The organism is Caballeronia sp. BCC1704 (genome assembly GCF_902833455.1).
GTDB lineage: Bacteria > Pseudomonadota > Gammaproteobacteria > Burkholderiales > Burkholderiaceae > Caballeronia.
In genome coordinates this window covers 2081145-2097088 of sequence record NZ_CADFFT010000001.1, presented here as the reverse complement: position 1 = coordinate 2097088, position 15944 = coordinate 2081145, and the positions used below count along the sequence as shown (strand labels likewise).

The window sequence follows — 15944 nt, the reverse complement described above, 5'->3', positions numbered from 1 at the left end:
CTAACTGATACTAATTGCCCGTAAGGCTTGATCCTATAACTGGTGTGTTTTAAGCCACCCCGAAGCGGGTGCGCCACCGGTTGAGTAGCGACTGTGCCCACAGTCACTACCCCAAACCACTACTTCTTCCCCGATTGGTTGTAGCGCCCCACAGGCGAGACAACATCCCCTTAAAGCCTGATGACCATAGCGAGTCGGTCCCACCCCTTCCCATCCCGAACAGGACCGTGAAACGACTCCACGCCGATGATAGTGCGGATTGCCCGTGTGAAAGTAGGTAATCGTCAGGCTCCCCCTTGCTCAAAACAAAAACCCCACCCCGCAAAGGTGGGGTTTTTGCGTTTGGGGCTCACGAACCCGCGCCCCGTCTCACCTCCTCGGATCTTCCCACCCATACCCCAGTGCAGCCCGAAATACTGTATAAATGTACAGTATTAACCGGAGGCCGCATCGCGTTCACGCATAGCGGACTCTGCATACGGCAGACGGGAATCCATGGGTGCCGCACTTTCATTACTGGACATCGGACTGACGTCGCGCTTGCAGCAGCAGCTATGGCAAGGCGAGCAGTTCACCACCTCGCATTCAGGCGTCGTTCCGAGCGGCTATCGAATGCTGGACCTGGCGTTGCCAGGCGCAGGCTGGCAGCCGGGCACCGTGACCGAAGTGCTGATCGAAGAAAGCGGCGTCGGTGAGATCCGGCTGCTCGCGCGCACGTTGCGGGACTTGACGACGGTTCAAAGCCGCTCCGTCGTCTTCATCGCGCCACCCTGGATGCCCAATCACGCCGCGTTTCGGGCAATGAACATCGCGCCGAATAAGCTCGTCTGGGTCAAAGCGCCCGACGATCAGGTGTTATGGGCCGCGGAACAGTCGCTCAAGCAGGAGGGCATCGGCGCCGTATTGATCTGGCTCCCCAAAGCGCGCCCCGAAGCCTTGCGGCGATTACAGGTCGCAGCGCAGGAGTCGCAGTCGCTGGCGTTCCTGTTTCGTCCATTGAATGCCGCGAAGCAGTCTTCGGCGGCGCCGCTGCGAATGGTCTGCAAGCCGATGCTGCCCGCAGCCGCGCCAACGATGAATCGTCGCGAATGGATGCAAGTCGTCATGCTGGAGATCAGCATCATCAAGCGACGCGGTCCGTTGCTGGAAAAGCCGTTGCATTTGCGCTTGCCGCTGCAGTTGCCCGCGTTGCCCGAGCATCTGCGCCGCGCCAGCCAGCAAAGGAAAGCACGAGAGGTCAAACATGTTGTGGATAGCGGTGACATTGCCGCTTTTATCGCTCGAAGCAGTCAAGCCGCCATCGATGCCATGCGCATCGGCCGGTTCGATTTCGCTTGGAGCGAGGCCGACGCCGAATGACCGCGCCGACACGCCCGCCGCGCAGGACATCGATCAGCCCTGTTTCGCGCTCGCCGATCACGCGCGCATCCTGCTGCCCGACCTCATCGCGTTTCGGCTGGGAGTGAGGCCCGGCAGCACGCGCTCTCACGCGTTTGCGCTGGCGCCGCGGCTGACGCTGCTCGCGGTCGATGTCAACGCGGAGCAGCGCGCGCTCGAAGCGGTGGCGCTGGCGTTGCTCGCGTTCACGCCGAAAGTCGTGCTCGCGCATGCGAATACGGTGCTGCTGGAAGTCGGTGCGAGCACGCGGCTTTTCGGCGGCTTGCGGGCGCTGATCGCCAAGGTGTCGTCGACGGTGAAAGGATGCGGCTTTACGTCGCGAATGGGCTGTGCGCCGACCGCGTGGGGCGCCTGGCTGCTCGCGCATGCGCGCACTCGCCGCGTGACGCGTCGCGTGCGTATCGTGAAGGAGACGACGCTCGTGCGCGTGTTAGACGCGTTGCCGGTGTCGCTGGTTCCGTCGGCGGAATCGCATGGGAACGTGTTCGAACAGATCGGCTGTTCGACGCTCGCCGATTTGCGCCGCCTGCCGCGCAAGGGCGTCGCGCGGCGGTTCGGGCAGGGCATTCTGCAATGGCTCGCGCAGGCTTACGGGCAGGCGCCCGATCCGCGCGAGGCGTTCTGTGCGCCGGCATCGTTCGAGGCTCGGTTGGAATTGCAGGCACGCGTGGAAAGCGCCGAGGCGCTGCTGTTCGCAGCGCGCCGGCTCGTGCTGCAACTGGCCGGCTGGCTGAGCGCGCATCACGCCGCGGTGAGCGAATTTTCGCTGCTGCTGGAGCACGAACTGGCCGCGCGCCACGCGCCGAAAACATCGACGCTCGAGGTCGCGTGGGCCGTGCCGACGCGCGACGCCGATCACGTCCTCTGGCTGCTGCGCGAAAAGCTGAATCAGACGACGCTCGTCGCTCCAGTCATCGAAATGAAGCTGTTCGCCGACAAAGTCAGCGAGCACGCGCCGCCGTCCGACACGCTGTTTCCGATGCCGACTTCCGACAACGAATCGATGGCGCAACTGCTCGAACGTCTGAGCGCGCGCCTGGGAGCGGAGAATGTCGTGCAACTGGTTGCGCGGGAGGATCATCGGCCTGAGGCAGCGATGACGGTCGAGCCCTATCAGGCAGTGCGCGATATCAAGCCGAAGCGCACAAAAAAGCCGAAGCACGCGCATGTCGAAACTGCGCCCGAGGAAGCGACCGAAGAAGCGCAGGAAGACGAGCCAGAGACCGACACCGACGAGCCGCTGCAACTTCCCGATCGCGCCGTGCCTTCGCAGCCGCGCCCCTCGTGGATCCTCGAAACGCCGCAAAAGCTGCAACTGCGCAACGAGCGGCCGTTCTATCGCCGTCCGCTGAAGCTCATCAGCCGAACCGAGCGCATCGAAGCGGGCTGGTGGGACGGCAACGGCGTCCAGCGCGATTACTACGTCGCCTCCGACGATCGCGGCCGCATGTTCTGGCTGTATCGCGAGCGTCTGAGCGGCGCGTGGTTCCTGCACGGATTCTTTGGATGACGCCGATGGACGATCTCAACGACATCATCGGTCTGGCCGACGACGGCGGAGACTTTTCCGGCGCCGTGTCCGCGTCCACGCTCCTGCCCGGATACGCCGAGCTGCATTGCATCAGCAATTTCTCATTTCTGCGCGGCGCGTCGCATCCGCAGGAACTGGCCGCCGCGGCGCTCGAGCACGGCTATACCGCGCTCGCGATCACGGACGAATGCTCGCTCGCCGGCGTCGTGCGGGCGCACGCGGCGATCAAGGACATCGAGGCAAAAGTCAAAGCCGCGGTCGAGGCCGCGCGGCTCGCCGGCCAGCCGTTGCCCGACCAATCGACACTCAAGCTAATTATCGGCAGCGAATTGAATCTGACCGATGCCGACGGCCAGCCGTTCTGCACGCTCATCGCGCTGGCGACGAACCGCGAAGGCTACGGCAATCTGTCCGAGCTGATTTCGCTTGCGCGCTCGCGTTCGCCGAAGGGCCAGTATCGGCTGGGGCCGGAAGATTTCACCGATCCGGCCGCGTCGTCCAATGCCACGGATGCCGCCGATCTGCGCGGCGATATCGCGCATCTGAAGCATTTGCCCGACTGCCTGCTGATTCTCGTGCCGCAGCGCGCGGCCACGCTCGCCGACACGCTCGAACGCGCGCACTGGCTCGCCAACTTCGCGGCGGGCCGCGCGTGGCTTGCGCTGGAACTCTGGCAGGACGGCAGCGACGACGAGCGCCTCGCTTCGTGCCGCGTCATTTCGGAGGCGAGCGGCCTGCCGCTCGTCGCGGCAAGCGGCGCGCTGATGCACGCGCGCTCGCGCAAGCCCTTGCAGGACACGCTGACTGCCGTTCGCCTCGGCCGTCCGCTTGCCGAATGCGGCTATGCGCTCGAAGCAAACGCGGAGCGGCATTTGCGCACGCGCCTGCGCATCGGCGCGCTGTATCCGAAGGCGGCTATCGCGGAAACGCTGAAAGTGGCGGCCCGCTGCACGTTCCGTCTCGACGAGCTTCAGTACGAATATCCCGAGGAACTCGTGCCGCCGGGCGAAACGCCCGCGAGCTATCTGCGCAAACGCGTGATGGCGGGCGCGAAAGTGCGCTGGCCGAACGGGTTCGATGCCGACACCATCGGTCTCATCGACAAGGAACTGGCGCTCGTCGCCGCCCTGGGCTACGAGAAATACTTCCTGACGGTCTACGACATCGTCGCCTTTGCGCGCAGCAAGGGCATTCTGTGTCAGGGGCGCGGCTCGGCGGCGAATTCGATCATCTGCTTCTGTCTTTTCATCACCGAACTGGATCCGGTCAGAATGGGCCTGCTGGTCGAGCGATTCATTTCCCAGGCGCGCAACGAGCCGCCCGATATCGACGTCGATTTCGAGCACCAGCGGCGCGAGGAAGTCATTCAGTACATTTACCGGAAATACGGGCGGCATCGCGCGTCGCTGGCGGCGTCGGTCACGACGTATCACACGCGCAGCGCGCTGAAGGACGTGGGCCGCGCGCTCGGGCTGGATGCATCGCTGATCGAGCGCATCGGCAAGGCGCAGCAGTGGTGGGACGGGCCGTCGGCGGTGGCCGGCTATCTGCGGGAAGCGGGCTTCAGTGAAGACTCGCACATCACGCGGCATCTCATTCGCCTGACGCGCGAACTACGCGGCTTTCCGCGCCACTTGTCGCAGCACGTCGGCGGCTTCGTGATCGCGCGGGAACGGCTGTCGCGACTCGTGCCGATCGAAAACGCCGCGATGAAAGACCGCTGCGTGATCCAGTGGGACAAGGACGACATCGACCAGCTCAAGCTCCTGAAAGTGGACGTGCTCGCGCTCGGCATGTTGTCGGCGATCCGCCGCGCGCTCGAATTCGTCGCGCTGCGGCGGGGCATTCCGCAATTCGGCCTGTCGCACATTCGCCGCGAGGACAAAGCCGTCTACGAGATGTGTTGCCGCGCGGACACCATCGGCGTATTTCAGATCGAGTCGCGGGCGCAGCAGAGCATGCTTCCGCGCTTGCGGCCGCAAAAGTATTACGACCTCGTGATCGAAGTGGCGATCGTGCGTCCCGGCCCGATTCAGGGCGGTATGGTGCATCCGTATCTGCGGCGCAAGCAGGGTCTGGAGGAAGAGGATTATCCGAAGGAAGAACTGCGGCCCGTGCTCGGCCGTACGCTCGGCGTGCCGATTTTTCAGGAACAGGTGATGAAGCTCGCGATGGTCGCGGCAGGCTATACGGCCGAGCAGGCCGATCAGCTGCGACGCGCGATGGCCGCCTGGCGACGCGGCAGCCATCTGGAGGAGTATCAGGCCGATCTCATGAAGAAGATGCTCGCGCGCGGCTACGAGCACGAGTTCGCGGCGCGCGTGTGCAAGCAGATCGAGGGTTTCGGCGAATACGGGTTTCCGGAGAGCCATTCAGCGAGTTTCGCGCTGCTCGTCTATTTCAGCGCGTGGATCAAGCGTTACGAGCCCGCCGCGTTTCTGGCCGGCCTCCTGAACAGTCAGCCGCTCGGCTTTTATTCGCCGTCGCAACTCGTGCAGGACGCGCGGCGGCACGGCGTCGAGGTGTTCGCGCCCGATGTTTCGCTGAGCGACTGGGAATCGGTGCTCGAATTGTCGCCGGGCAGGGGCGAGCGCGTCGTCTTCGATGCCGGCAAAGAGCAGCGGCGTCAGCAGTTTTACGGCGCGCCGTTGCCGCATCAGATCTTTCGCAAGACCATGCGGCGCGGCGCGCGCAAGCTCGCCGCGCGTGTCCAGTTGCCGGCACAGCGATACGGCGCGGGCGGGCCGGGCGTGCGCATCGGCCTGCAACTCATCAAAGGTCTGCCGCAAGCCGCGGCCGAGCGGATCATGATCGCGCGCGCCGAGGCGCCTTTCGTCGATGTCGACGATCTCACGCGCCGCGCCGCCTTGTCGCGCCGGGAACTGGAGGCGCTCGCAGCGGGCAACGCGCTCGCGAGCATCGCGGGGCACCGGCGCCAGGCGTGGTGGGCGGTGACCGCGCAGCAGCGCGCGCCGGAATTGCTGCGCGACGCGCCGATGCCCGAGGCGCCGCTCGCGTTGCCGCAGGCATCGGAGGGCCGCGAAATCGTCGATGACTACGCGAGTCTCGGGCTCACGCTCAATCGTCATCCGCTCGCGCTGTTGCGCGCGCGGCTGGCGCGCCTGCGTTTCCGCACGGCCGCTGATCTCGCGGAACTCAAGACCGGGCGCGTCGTGCGGGCGTGCGGCATCGTGACGGTGCGGCAACGGCCGGGCACGGCGAACGGCACGATCTTCGTCTCGATCGAGGACGAAACCGGCGCGATCAACGTGATCGTGTGGCCGGGACTCGTCGAGAAACAGCGCAAGGTGCTGCTCGGCGCGTCGCTCCTCGGCGTGCATGGCGTGTGGCAGAACGAGGGCGACGTGCGGCATCTGGTCGCGCAACGGCTCGAAGACCACACGGCGCTGCTCGGGCGCCTTGCCGCGTCGAGCCGCGACTTTCACTGAATCACGACGACGGCAGCGCCGGATAATTCGCGAGCAGCTGTTCGATCGCCGTATCGAACGGCGTGCGCCGCCCGATGCCGAGCGCCTCCAGGCGGCCGGAATCCAGATGGCAATCGCGCGGGCGCGGCGTCGCGTCGGTCGGCTCGCGTTGCGCGACGAGCTTCGCGTCCACCTTCAGCACGCGCGCGATGCGCCCGGCGATATCGAACTTCGTCATCGGTTCGTCGCCGGACCATTGGGTGATGCCGGAAATCGTCGCGCCGCGAGCGTGATGTTCGAGCATGCCCCGGATCACCACTGCGACGTCCGGTGTGTAGGTCGGGTAACGCGTGGCCCACGCATCCATCGAAGCCGGCGCTTTTATCGGATCGGCGGAGGCGACGATGGCGGGCGTCAGGCTCGTCACCGCCGATTCGCTCCAGTCGACGACCGGTCCGTAAAGCAGCGGCAGACGCAGCACGCACGATTGCGGATCGGCTTCCAGCAACGCGCGCTCGCCGTCGAGCTTGCTGCGACCGTAGGCGTTCAGCGGCGCCGGCGCGTCGTCGGGAAAGTAGGGCGCCGACGTGCCGTCGAAAACATAGTCCGTCGAAATCGACAGGACCCACGCGCCGAGCGCACTCGCTTCGCTAGCGATGACGCGCACCGCGTCCACGTTGAGCGCGCGGGCGAGTTGCGGGTCGTTCTCGCACACATCTGGCCGACGCTCCGCTGCCGCGATCACGACGGAATCCGGCTTTTCCCGGCCCAGAAAGGCGCGCACGGCGTCGTGATCGCGGATATCGAGCGGCACGCAGTCCGCACTCGTGCGCCGATGCGCGGTATGCACGACGCGCCACGGCGCCACGCCGGCGAGTTCAGCCGATACTGCGCGCCCGAGAAGACCGGAGGCGCCGATCAGCGCGACGGTGAACCCCTTGCGGCCAGTCATGCGGAAGCTGCGCCTACGACGGTATAGCCGGCGTCGTCGATGGCGTCCTTCAGCGCCTGTTCCGTCTGCGTCGATTCAACCGCGACCGTACCGCGTTCCAGATCGACGCGAACCTGCGCCTCTGGGTCGATCTCCTGAATCGAACGCGTGACGGCAGCGACGCAATGCTGGCAACTCATGCCCTGAACTTCGAATTCGGTCATATCGGTTCCTCTTGAAATGAGTGAGAGTATCGACATCGTATACCTTGCCATGATTGGAAGGTGTAGAGTCGACGGAAAGTCGAGGGAGGACAGGATGAATATTGGGGAAGCGGCCCGCGCGTCGGGCGTCACCGCGAAGATGATCCGGTATTACGAGAGCGTCGGCTTGCTCACGCCGGTCGGGCGGACGTCATCGGGATATCGCGTGTATGGCGAACAGGAAGTGCATGCGCTGCGGTTCGTGCGACAAGCGCGGCGTCTGGGCTTTCTCGTCGAGGATATCCGCAAACTGCTGGCGCTGTGGCATGACCGGACGCGAGCCAGCGCAGAGGTGAAGGCAATCGCGCTGGAACATGTCGCGGAACTCGATCGCCGGATTGCGGAGCTGACGGACATGCGTGACACGCTGTCGCACCTCGCACGGCATTGCCATGGCGACGAGCGCCCCGACTGCCCGATATTGGACAAACTGGCGCAGTGAGTGCACATAAATGGTGCTCGAATCTGCGGCTAAGTCAGATTCTGCTGAGAAATCAGTTGTTTGACGAGCGGAAAACCAAGCACCATTCCGAAACGGAATGCACTCCATGCGGGCATTTCACTCACCCAATGCAGCTGGGTCAGCTATAATCCGGGTTATCCCTAATGCGGGTTATCCCTGACCCGAACCGCCAGGGACCAGCACCAATCCTTGGAGAACATCATGTTTGCAATCCTGCTCGAAAAACTCAGCATCTGGTTCGAAGCCGCCGAACAACGCCGCCGCGAAGAGTACCTCGCTCAGTCGTCGGACGTCGTCCAGCTCGAGAAGCGTATCCGTTCGCTCGAAAACAACGGCTACAACATCTGAAGCCCGAGTCCGCGCATCGCGAAGCGCGCCAGGTGTTGAAATGAAAAGCCCCGCCATGCGGGGCTTTGTCGTTTCGGCGCTTTTTCAGAGCGACGTCACTTCTGCGCGGGATGGGTCGCCAGCCACTGCTTCATAAACGCGATTTCCTTCTCCTGCGCCGCGACGATGTCCTTCGCCAGTTCGCGCAGTTTCGCGTCCTTTCCGTACTTCAGTTCCACCTTCGCCATCTCGACCGCGCCCTCGTGATGCGGAATCATGTGCGCGACGAAATCGCGGTCGGCGTTGCCCGTGTACTGAACGTCCGACATTCTCGACATCATCGATTCATCGGCGGCCTCGAAAGCTGCATTCGAGGGCGCATCCGCGTGGGCGGTGGTGCCATGTTTCATGCCCGACATGCCGTCGTGCGACGGCGCCGCGGTCTGGGCAAAGCCGCTTACGCTGAAGGAAACGGTGATGACGGCGAGTACCGCGCGCAGCAGATTCCGTGTCGACTTCATGATTCTCCCGAAAGAACGGTCAAGTGGATGTAAGCGCCTAGCCTAAAGCTTGCCACCGGGGTAAGGTAAAGCCGTTTCGTCTACCGAATAGAGCGATCGATGACACGCCACATCTCCAAGGCGACGCAGACCCGCCTGCTCGCAGCCTGCGCGGTGTTCGCCGTGGCGCTTTGCCACGGCAACTCGGCATTCGCGAAGCCCGGCGGCGAACCGCTCGTGCTCGATACGCAGACCGGCATTCATAGCGGCGTGAGCGGGACGGTCCTGCAAAGCGCGCCCCTCGGCGCGCCGGGCATGGTCCCGATGGCGACGTTACCCGGACTGCCGCCACAGGAGCAGCAGCCGATCGTGGTTTCGCCGTACGTCGAATATGGCGGGCAGACTGCGACCCCCGCGACGACTAACCCGAGCCACTCGCGCAGGCGACGGGAAGCGTACCCCTGATCCGACGCAATCAGTCCGCTCGTTGCTCCAGTTTGAAAGCAGCGCCTGCATCCTGACCGAGCGCATCGACGAGATAGGGCAACGCCTGCTTCAACTCGCTCGCGAGCTTATACGGCGGATTCAAGATGAACATGCCACTGCCGAACAAGCCGAGGCCGTCCGCCGGCGGCGCCTTGACGGTGAGCGTCGCATGCAGCCAGCCCGTCGGTTGGATGGCCTTCAACTGATCGGCGAAACGTTGCGACTCGATGCGAGAAACTTGCGGATACCACACCGCATAGGTTCCGGTGGCGAAGCGCCTGAGCGATTCTTCCAGGCATTCGACGGTGCGCGCGTAGTCGCGCTTGTCTTCGTAAGACGGATCGATCAGCACCAGCGCGCGGCGCGGCGGCGGAGGAAGGATCGCCTTGATGCCTTCGAATCCGTCGCCGTCGTAGATCATCGCTCGGCGGCCGGCGTCGCGGAAGTTATGACGCAGCACGTCGATTTCCGTGCTGTGTAGCTCGAAAAGCCGCATGCGGTCCTGCTCGCGCAGCGCGCGCCAAGCCAGATACGGCGAGCCCGGATAGAAGCGCAATGCGCCGTCCGGATTCAACGCCTTTACTTCATCGACGTAATTGGCGAGCAGCGGCGGCAAGTCGGTGCGATCCCACAATCGCGCGATGCCCGATTCGTACTCGGCGTTCTTCGCCGCGAAGCCTTCCGCTAGCGAATACACGCCCGCGCCGGCATGCGTGTCGATGTACCAGTACGATTTGTCTTTCAGCCCGAGATATCGAAGCATCTGAATGACAATGGCGTGCTTCAGCACATCGGCGTGGTTGCCCGCGTGAAAGGCATGACGGTAACTGAGCATGACGAGTGACCCGCAAGAAGCGATGAAAAGCGAAAGCGATCAATTGTAGCGGAGCACGTAGGCGCGGTTATTCGGCTCGGCCGGCGGCTGCGACGCACCGCTACGTTCATGCACAATAGCCGCTCCCGGCTTCGCGCAATAGCTGGCCGAACGGCCTAGGCGATCCTTGCGAGCGAACGCGAATCCGCCTATGCCGATTGGCCGGCTTGATGGTCGCATGGTCCGCGTGTTGTCATTCAGTCTTCCGACAGGAGCTTGGCACGTCACAGAACGGTAAGCTGGACGGCAACACGGCGGTGGTCACAGGCATCGTGGACGGCGTGTCCACAACGGTCGAAGACGCGGCGCAGACCGCGTTCGAACCGGCGCCACGCACAGGGCAATCGTTCGTCGTGAGCCGCGGCTCGTACAGGCAATAAGGAACGAGGCCCCATGTCAGAAAGCGACGACAAGCAAGCCCTCGGAAGCGAACGCAGCCACGAACAAGCGCCGCGCATCAGCTTGCCGCCCTACGAGACCATCGCGCTCCTGCTTCAGGGCGGCGGTGCGCTCGGCGCGTATCAGGCCGGCGTCTACCAGGGCTTGCACGAGGCGGACATTCACCCGAACTGGATCGCCGGCATCTCGATCGGCGCGATCAACACCGCGATCATCGCGGGGAACGCGCCGGAGAATCGCGTCGAGCGGCTGCGGGAATTCTGGGAAACCATCTGTCAGCCGGCGTTCGGCTTTCCGTTGCCCGCGTTCGTCGAGCGCGCGTTCTTCGATTCGACCGACCAGATTCGAAAGGCCTTTACCGCGTTGCAGGCGGTCGATGCGCTCGTCGAAGGGCAGAAGGGCTTCTTCGCGCCGCGCTTTCCGCCGCCGTCGCCGGTGGCATCGAGTTCGCCCGAGACCGCGAGCTATTACGATACGACTCCGCTCAAGGCTACGCTTGAACGCCTTTGCGACTTCGACCGCATCAATTCGGGCGAGACGCGCGTGTCGGTCGGCGCCGTGAACGTGGCAACCGGCAACTTCGCGTACTTCGACAATACGCGAACGAAGCTGCGCGCCGAGCATTTTCTGGCCTCGGGCGCGCTGCCGCCGGGCTTTGCCGCCGTCGAGATCGACGGACAGTTCTATTGGGACGGCGGCCTCATGTCGAACACGCCGCTTTACGAGGTCGCGCAAGCCACGCCGCGTCGCGACACGCTCGCGTTCCAGGTCGATCTCTGGAGCGCGCGCGGCCCGGTGCCGGACAACATCGTCGATGTCACGGGCCGCATCAAGGACGTGCAGTATTCGAGCCGCACCCGGCTCGTCACGGACGAGATGCAGCGTGCCCAGCGTTACCGCAAGGTGCTTAAGCACGTCCTCGACCTCGTGCCCGAGACGCTTCGCAACACCGACGAGTGGTGCCGACGCGCCGCCGAACTGGCGTGCTCCAAGCGCTACAACATCATTCACCTGATCTATCGGCAGAAGGAGTACGAGGGCCAGTACAAGGACTATCAGTTCGGCTTCTCGACGATGCGCGAGCACTGGGAGACCGGGCTCGCGGATATCCGCCGCACGCTCGCGCACCGCGACTGGCTCGACATGCCGGACGGCGAAAGCGGCTTCGTCACGCACGACATTCATCGCGAAAAGGGCTGATCCTGCGCGGGGGAGAGCGCCGGTCGCGGGCCCGTCCGGGCGCGTTCCGACGAGCCTTTGTATAATCCGAGCGCATTCGAACCCGCGGTTGTCTGCGCGGCGTCCCACACCCATTTCCCCGTTCGGCCCGATGAATTCGATCGCAATCTGCTTCGTCTGTCTCGGCAATATCTGCCGGTCGCCCAGTGCGGAAGCGGTCATGCGCGAACTGGTCGAGCGGGCGAGACTGGCTGACCGGATCGTCATCGATTCTGCGGGCACGGGCGACTGGCACATCGGCCAGCCGCCCGACGAGCGCGCCCAGCGCGCGGCGAAAAAGCGCGGCTACGATCTCTCGGCGCTGCGCGGCCGTCAGGTGGCCGCAGCAGACTTTGCGCGCTTCGACCTCTTCATCGTCATGGACGACGCCAACGCTGCCGCGCTCACGTCGGTCTGTCCCCCGGAGTACCGCGACAAGATCCGGCTCCTGATGGAGTTTGCGACCCGCGACGACAGCCGCGTGGTCGTCGATCCGTATTTCGGCGGCGACGAAGGCTTCGAGCGCGTGCTGGACCAGTGCGAGGACGCCTGCGAAGGCTTGTTGAACGCGCTGCGGGCGCAGCTTCGGCCGTAGCTCGCCGCGCGCTGCTGGCGGCGAAAAGATCGACTAAATCGTTACTTATTCCGCCTGGATACTTGACTAAAACTGTGGGATATTTATACTTGATCAAAATCATCGAGTATTAGCGTTAGCCCCCAATTATGAGACTCACCACGAAAGGCCGTTTCGCCGTCACGGCGATGATCGACCTGGCGCTGCGCCAGGAGCAGGGCCCGGTGACGCTGGCAGGCATCAGTCAGCGCCAGCGCATCTCGCTTTCCTATCTCGAACAACTGTTCGGCAAGCTGCGTCGGCACGAGATCGTCGAATCGGTGCGCGGTCCGGGCGGCGGGTACAACCTCGCGCGCCGGGCGGAGAACGTCACGGTGGCGGACATCATCATCGCGGTGGACGAGCCGATCGACGCGACCCAGTGTGGCGGCAAGGGCACGTGCGAAGGCACGAAGCAGCACGACGGCCACTGCATGACCCACGAACTCTGGGCGACGCTCAATCAGAAGATGGTCGAGTATCTCGATTCCGTCTCGCTGAAAGATCTGGTCGACCAGCAACGCGCCCGCGAAGGCTCGGCAGCGGTGCTGCGCGACCGGCGCGCGGAACCGGCAGGCGTCGAGGCTGCGCGCGTCGTGCCCAAGGGTCCGAATTCCATTTTCAATCTGGCTGGCTGACCGCCCGGCCGCCGCGAACCGCAGAACGTACTGCAACGCGGCGCCAGCGACCCAGCCAAGCGATTTGACCGATTTTCCCGGAGCGACTGATGAACAACGATATCCCCCACCTGCCCATTTACATGGACTACAGCGCGACGACGCCGATCGATCCGCGCGTGGTGGACAAGATGATTCCGTATCTTCGCGAGCAGTTCGGCAATCCGGCCTCGCGCAGCCACCAGTACGGCTGGGACGCGGAGCGCGCGGTCGAAGAAGCGCGCGAGCAGGTCGCCGCGCTGGTGAACGCCGATCCGCGCGAGATCATCTGGACGTCGGGCGCGACGGAATCGGACAATCTCGCCATCAAGGGCGCGGCGCACTTCTACAAGAGCAAGGGCAAGCACATCATCACGGTGAAGACCGAGCACAAGGCTGTGCTCGACACCTGCCGCGAGCTGGAGCGCGAAGGCTACGAAGTCACGTATCTGGACGTGCAGGAAGACGGCCTGATCGACCTCGACACGTTCAAGGCGGCGATTCGCCCGGACACCATTCTCGTTTCCGTGATGAGCGTGAACAACGAGATCGGCGTGATTCAGGACATCGAGGCGATCGGCGAGATCACGCGTGAGAAGGGCATCATTTTCCACGTCGATGCGGCGCAGGCCACCGGCAAGATTCAGATCGATCTGCAAAAGCTGAAGGTCGATCTCATGTCGTTCTCGGCGCACAAGACGTATGGCCCGAAGGGCATCGGCGCGCTGTATGTGCGTCGCAAGCCGCGCGTGCGCATCGAAGCGCAGATGCACGGCGGCGGCCACGAGCGCGGCATGCGTTCCGGCACGCTTGCGACGCATCAGATCGTCGGCATGGGCGAGGCGTTCCGCATCGCGCGCGAAGAAATGGCGACGGAAAACGAGCGCATCCGCATGCTGCGCGACCGGCTGCTGCACGGCCTGCAGGAAATCGAAGAGGTGTACGTCAACGGCGACATGGAACGCCGCGTGCCGCACAACCTCAATATCAGCTTCAATTTCGTCGAAGGCGAGTCGCTGATCATGGCGGTGAAGGATGTCGCGGTGTCGTCGGGTTCGGCGTGTACGTCGGCCTCGCTCGAGCCGTCGTATGTGCTGCGCGCGCTTGGCCGCAACGACGAACTCGCGCACAGCTCGATCCGCTTCACGGTCGGCCGCTTCACGACCGAGCAGGACGTCGATTACGTCGTCAACCTGCTCAAGAGCAAGATTGCGAAACTGCGCGATCTGTCGCCGCTCTGGGAAATGCACAAGGACGGCATCGACATTTCGAGCATCCAGTGGGCGGCGCACTGAACGAAGCGCACTGCGTCCACGCGAAACGAACATACGGAGAGTTGAATCATGGCTTATAGCGACAAGGTTCTGGACCACTACGAAAACCCGCGCAACGTCGGCTCGTTCGCGAAGGACGACGACGCTGTCGGCACCGGCATGGTCGGCGCGCCGGCATGCGGCGACGTGATGAAGCTGCAGATTCGCGTGGGCGCGGACGGCATCATCGAGGACGCGAAGTTCAAGACGTACGGCTGCGGTTCGGCCATCGCGTCGAGCTCGCTCGTGACCGAATGGGTGAAGGGCCGCACGCTCGACGAGGCGCTGTCGATCAAGAACACGCAGATCGCCGAAGAACTGGCGCTGCCGCCGGTGAAAATCCACTGCTCGATTCTCGCGGAAGACGCGATCAAGGCAGCGGTCGCCGACTACAAGCAGCGTCACGGCGCGGCTGCGCCGCAAACGGACGACGCGCAGGCGAAGCAGCACGCTGCGTAAGCGGGCATCACGCAGGTGGCAGGGAAAGGCCGCAGCGCCGCAGCACGAACGCGGCGGCGCTGCGGGAAGCACGATTTGAGCGCGAGAGACGCGACGACTATGGCAATCACGTTGACGGAGAAGGCGGCACAACACGTGCAGAAGTATTTGACGCGGCGCGGCAAGGGCGTGGGCCTGCGCCTGGGCGTGCGCACTACCGGCTGCTCGGGTCTGGCTTACAAGCTCGAATATGTCGACGAACTGGCACCCGAAGACATGGTGTTCGAATCGGCGGGCGTGAAGATCGTCATCGATCCGAAGAGCCTCGCGTATCTGGACGGCACCGAGCTCGACTTCGCCCGCGAAGGGCTGAACGAAGGCTTCCGCTTCAACAATCCGAACGCGAAAGACGAATGCGGCTGCGGCGAATCGTTCCGCGTGTAACGCGCGTGACGCCGGCGGTTTCGGCACAAGAGGCGGCGCGGGCCGCCTTTTTCATTCGCGCATCCCGAACTCACTGACACAGCCATGGCAACGCTCACCGACAGCCACTTCGATCTCTTCGGCCTGCCGCCGACTTTCGCCGTTGACCGCGACCGGCTCGACGACGCCTACCGCACTGTGCAGGCGCAAGTGCATCCCGACCGCTTCGCCGCCGCCGGCGACGCGCAACGCCGGCTCGCGATGCAGTGGGCCACGCGCGCCAACGAGGCGTATCAAACGCTGCGCGATCCGTTAAAGCGCGCGCGCTATATGTTGTCGCTGCGCGGCATCGACGTGGGCGCGGAAAACAACACGGCGATGGAGCCCGCATTCCTCATGCAGCAGATGGAATGGCGCGAGAATATCGAAGATGCCGCCGCGGCGAAGAACATCGGCGCGCTGGAATCGCTGCTTACCGAACTGCGCGATGAAGAGCGCGTGCGCTTTACCAAACTCGAAGCGCTGATCGACAGCAATGCGGATCAGGCGGCGAGCGAAGCGGTGCGTCAACTGATGTTCATCGAGCGCGTCGCGCATGAGATCGGCGCGCAGATCGAGCGGCTGGAAAACGCCTGAAGACGAGCGCACTTGCACTCCAGCACGACAAGAAAACACAGGCCCAG

Annotated in this window: 17 protein-coding genes and 1 rRNA gene; 14 read left to right on the top strand and 4 right to left on the bottom strand. The window is 64.0% G+C overall.

Annotation, left to right across the window (positions count from 1 at the left end):
* Positions 1 to 176 precede the first annotated feature (176 nt).
* The 4 genes from rrf to HWX53_RS09770 all read left to right on the top strand — a co-directional run bounded on the left by rrf (position 177) and on the right by HWX53_RS09770 (position 6378).
* Positions 177 to 290: ribosomal RNA gene (gene rrf / locus HWX53_RS09785) — 5S ribosomal RNA — on the top strand.
* 205 nt (positions 291 to 495) lie between these two features.
* Positions 496 to 1359: a translesion DNA synthesis-associated protein ImuA gene (imuA, locus tag HWX53_RS09780; RefSeq protein ID WP_175940535.1), complete on the top strand. Its 864-nt coding sequence runs from the start codon at positions 496 to 498 to the stop codon at positions 1357 to 1359.
* On the top strand, positions 1304 to 2908 hold the full coding sequence (locus HWX53_RS09775) for a DNA polymerase Y family protein (protein WP_244140025.1): 1605 nt from the start codon (positions 1304 to 1306) through the stop codon (positions 2906 to 2908). Before imuA ends, HWX53_RS09775 begins: the two co-directional genes overlap by 56 nt.
* A 5-nt stretch (positions 2909 to 2913) precedes the next feature.
* Positions 2914 to 6378, top strand: coding sequence for an error-prone DNA polymerase (locus HWX53_RS09770; RefSeq protein WP_244140024.1), 3465 nt, complete (start codon positions 2914 to 2916; stop codon positions 6376 to 6378).
* Position 6379: 1 nt separating this feature from the next.
* Here HWX53_RS09770 and HWX53_RS09765 read toward each other — a convergent pair whose 3' ends face one another.
* Both HWX53_RS09765 and HWX53_RS09760 read right to left on the bottom strand, forming a co-directional pair.
* Positions 6380 to 7309 (bottom strand): SDR family oxidoreductase, encoded by a 930-nt coding sequence (locus tag HWX53_RS09765; RefSeq protein WP_175940533.1) that lies wholly within the window; start codon positions 7307 to 7309, stop codon positions 6380 to 6382.
* Positions 7306 to 7512, bottom strand: coding sequence for a cation transporter (locus HWX53_RS09760; RefSeq protein ID WP_175940532.1), 207 nt, complete (start codon positions 7510 to 7512; stop codon positions 7306 to 7308). The genes HWX53_RS09765 and HWX53_RS09760 overlap by 4 nt, the downstream gene beginning before the upstream one ends.
* A gap of 94 nt (positions 7513 to 7606) precedes the next feature.
* Between HWX53_RS09760 and cueR the strand changes: the two genes are divergently transcribed.
* Both cueR and HWX53_RS09750 read left to right on the top strand, forming a co-directional pair.
* Positions 7607 to 7993 (top strand): Cu(I)-responsive transcriptional regulator, encoded by a 387-nt coding sequence (cueR, locus tag HWX53_RS09755; RefSeq protein WP_175940531.1) that lies wholly within the window; start codon positions 7607 to 7609, stop codon positions 7991 to 7993.
* Between the two features lie 222 nt (positions 7994 to 8215).
* Positions 8216 to 8362 (top strand): DUF3563 family protein, encoded by a 147-nt coding sequence (locus tag HWX53_RS09750; protein WP_175940530.1) that lies wholly within the window; start codon positions 8216 to 8218, stop codon positions 8360 to 8362.
* A 95-nt stretch (positions 8363 to 8457) separates the two neighbouring features.
* Here the strand turns inward: HWX53_RS09750 and HWX53_RS09745 are convergent, their stop codons facing one another.
* Positions 8458 to 8862: a DUF305 domain-containing protein gene (locus HWX53_RS09745; protein WP_175940529.1), complete on the bottom strand. Its 405-nt coding sequence runs from the start codon at positions 8860 to 8862 to the stop codon at positions 8458 to 8460.
* A 99-nt stretch (positions 8863 to 8961) separates the two neighbouring features.
* Between HWX53_RS09745 and HWX53_RS09740 the strand changes: the two genes are divergently transcribed.
* Positions 8962 to 9306 carry a hypothetical protein gene (locus tag HWX53_RS09740; protein WP_241269778.1) on the top strand — a complete coding sequence of 115 codons (345 nt, stop codon included), beginning with the start codon at positions 8962 to 8964 and terminating at the stop codon, positions 9304 to 9306.
* Between the two features lie 10 nt (positions 9307 to 9316).
* On the opposite strand, the gene rlmJ is transcribed toward HWX53_RS09740, so the two are convergent.
* On the bottom strand, positions 9317 to 10162 hold the full coding sequence (gene rlmJ / locus HWX53_RS09735) for a 23S rRNA (adenine(2030)-N(6))-methyltransferase RlmJ (RefSeq protein ID WP_175940528.1): 846 nt from the start codon (positions 10160 to 10162) through the stop codon (positions 9317 to 9319).
* Positions 10163 to 10594: 432 nt separating this feature from the next.
* On the opposite strand from rlmJ, the gene HWX53_RS09730 reads away from it, so the two are divergent.
* From HWX53_RS09730 to hscB, 7 genes are all read left to right on the top strand, one after another.
* Positions 10595 to 11800 carry a patatin-like phospholipase family protein gene (locus HWX53_RS09730; protein ID WP_175940527.1) on the top strand — a complete coding sequence of 402 codons (1206 nt, stop codon included), beginning with the start codon at positions 10595 to 10597 and terminating at the stop codon, positions 11798 to 11800.
* 130 nt (positions 11801 to 11930) lie between these two features.
* A complete protein-coding gene (locus tag HWX53_RS09725; protein ID WP_175940526.1) occupies positions 11931 to 12413 on the top strand; it encodes a low molecular weight protein-tyrosine-phosphatase in 483 nt (160 codons plus the stop codon).
* A gap of 128 nt (positions 12414 to 12541) precedes the next feature.
* A complete protein-coding gene (gene iscR, locus HWX53_RS09720; RefSeq protein WP_040050918.1) occupies positions 12542 to 13069 on the top strand; it encodes a Fe-S cluster assembly transcriptional regulator IscR in 528 nt (175 codons plus the stop codon).
* Between the two features lie 89 nt (positions 13070 to 13158).
* Positions 13159 to 14382, top strand: coding sequence for an IscS subfamily cysteine desulfurase (locus HWX53_RS09715; RefSeq protein ID WP_175940525.1), 1224 nt, complete (start codon positions 13159 to 13161; stop codon positions 14380 to 14382).
* Between the two features lie 48 nt (positions 14383 to 14430).
* Entirely contained in the window at positions 14431 to 14859 is a 429-nt protein-coding gene (gene iscU, locus HWX53_RS09710; protein WP_175940524.1) for a Fe-S cluster assembly scaffold IscU, read from the top strand.
* Positions 14860 to 14958: 99 nt separating this feature from the next.
* The gene (iscA, locus tag HWX53_RS09705) at positions 14959 to 15282 is read left to right on the top strand and encodes an iron-sulfur cluster assembly protein IscA (protein WP_175940523.1); all 324 of its coding nucleotides are present in this window, start codon (positions 14959 to 14961) and stop codon (positions 15280 to 15282) included.
* A gap of 84 nt (positions 15283 to 15366) precedes the next feature.
* Positions 15367 to 15897: a Fe-S protein assembly co-chaperone HscB gene (gene hscB / locus HWX53_RS09700; RefSeq protein ID WP_175940522.1), complete on the top strand. Its 531-nt coding sequence runs from the start codon at positions 15367 to 15369 to the stop codon at positions 15895 to 15897.
* Positions 15898 to 15944 lie beyond the last annotated feature (47 nt).

What these genes read in the sequence shown, in the direction of transcription:
- imuA (WP_175940535.1), top strand. Translation starts at nt 496, where the DNA reads ATGGGTGCCGCACTTTCATTACTGGACATCGGACTGACGTCGCGCTTG.
- HWX53_RS09775 (WP_244140025.1), top strand. Translation starts at nt 1,304, where the DNA reads ATGCCATGCGCATCGGCCGGTTCGATTTCGCTTGGAGCGAGGCCGACG.
- HWX53_RS09770 (WP_244140024.1), top strand. Translation starts at nt 2,914, where the DNA reads ATGGACGATCTCAACGACATCATCGGTCTGGCCGACGACGGCGGAGAC.
- HWX53_RS09765 (WP_175940533.1), bottom strand. Translation starts at nt 7,309, where the DNA reads ATGACTGGCCGCAAGGGGTTCACCGTCGCGCTGATCGGCGCCTCCGGT.
- HWX53_RS09760 (WP_175940532.1), bottom strand. Translation starts at nt 7,512, where the DNA reads ATGACCGAATTCGAAGTTCAGGGCATGAGTTGCCAGCATTGCGTCGCT.
- cueR (WP_175940531.1), top strand. Translation starts at nt 7,607, where the DNA reads ATGAATATTGGGGAAGCGGCCCGCGCGTCGGGCGTCACCGCGAAGATG.
- HWX53_RS09750 (WP_175940530.1), top strand. Translation starts at nt 8,216, where the DNA reads ATGTTTGCAATCCTGCTCGAAAAACTCAGCATCTGGTTCGAAGCCGCC.
- HWX53_RS09745 (WP_175940529.1), bottom strand. Translation starts at nt 8,862, where the DNA reads ATGAAGTCGACACGGAATCTGCTGCGCGCGGTACTCGCCGTCATCACC.
- HWX53_RS09740 (WP_241269778.1), top strand. Translation starts at nt 8,962, where the DNA reads ATGACACGCCACATCTCCAAGGCGACGCAGACCCGCCTGCTCGCAGCC.
- rlmJ (WP_175940528.1), bottom strand. Translation starts at nt 10,162, where the DNA reads ATGCTCAGTTACCGTCATGCCTTTCACGCGGGCAACCACGCCGATGTG.
- HWX53_RS09730 (WP_175940527.1), top strand. Translation starts at nt 10,595, where the DNA reads ATGTCAGAAAGCGACGACAAGCAAGCCCTCGGAAGCGAACGCAGCCAC.
- HWX53_RS09725 (WP_175940526.1), top strand. Translation starts at nt 11,931, where the DNA reads ATGAATTCGATCGCAATCTGCTTCGTCTGTCTCGGCAATATCTGCCGG.
- iscR (WP_040050918.1), top strand. Translation starts at nt 12,542, where the DNA reads ATGAGACTCACCACGAAAGGCCGTTTCGCCGTCACGGCGATGATCGAC.
- HWX53_RS09715 (WP_175940525.1), top strand. Translation starts at nt 13,159, where the DNA reads ATGAACAACGATATCCCCCACCTGCCCATTTACATGGACTACAGCGCG.
- iscU (WP_175940524.1), top strand. Translation starts at nt 14,431, where the DNA reads ATGGCTTATAGCGACAAGGTTCTGGACCACTACGAAAACCCGCGCAAC.
- iscA (WP_175940523.1), top strand. Translation starts at nt 14,959, where the DNA reads ATGGCAATCACGTTGACGGAGAAGGCGGCACAACACGTGCAGAAGTAT.
- hscB (WP_175940522.1), top strand. Translation starts at nt 15,367, where the DNA reads ATGGCAACGCTCACCGACAGCCACTTCGATCTCTTCGGCCTGCCGCCG.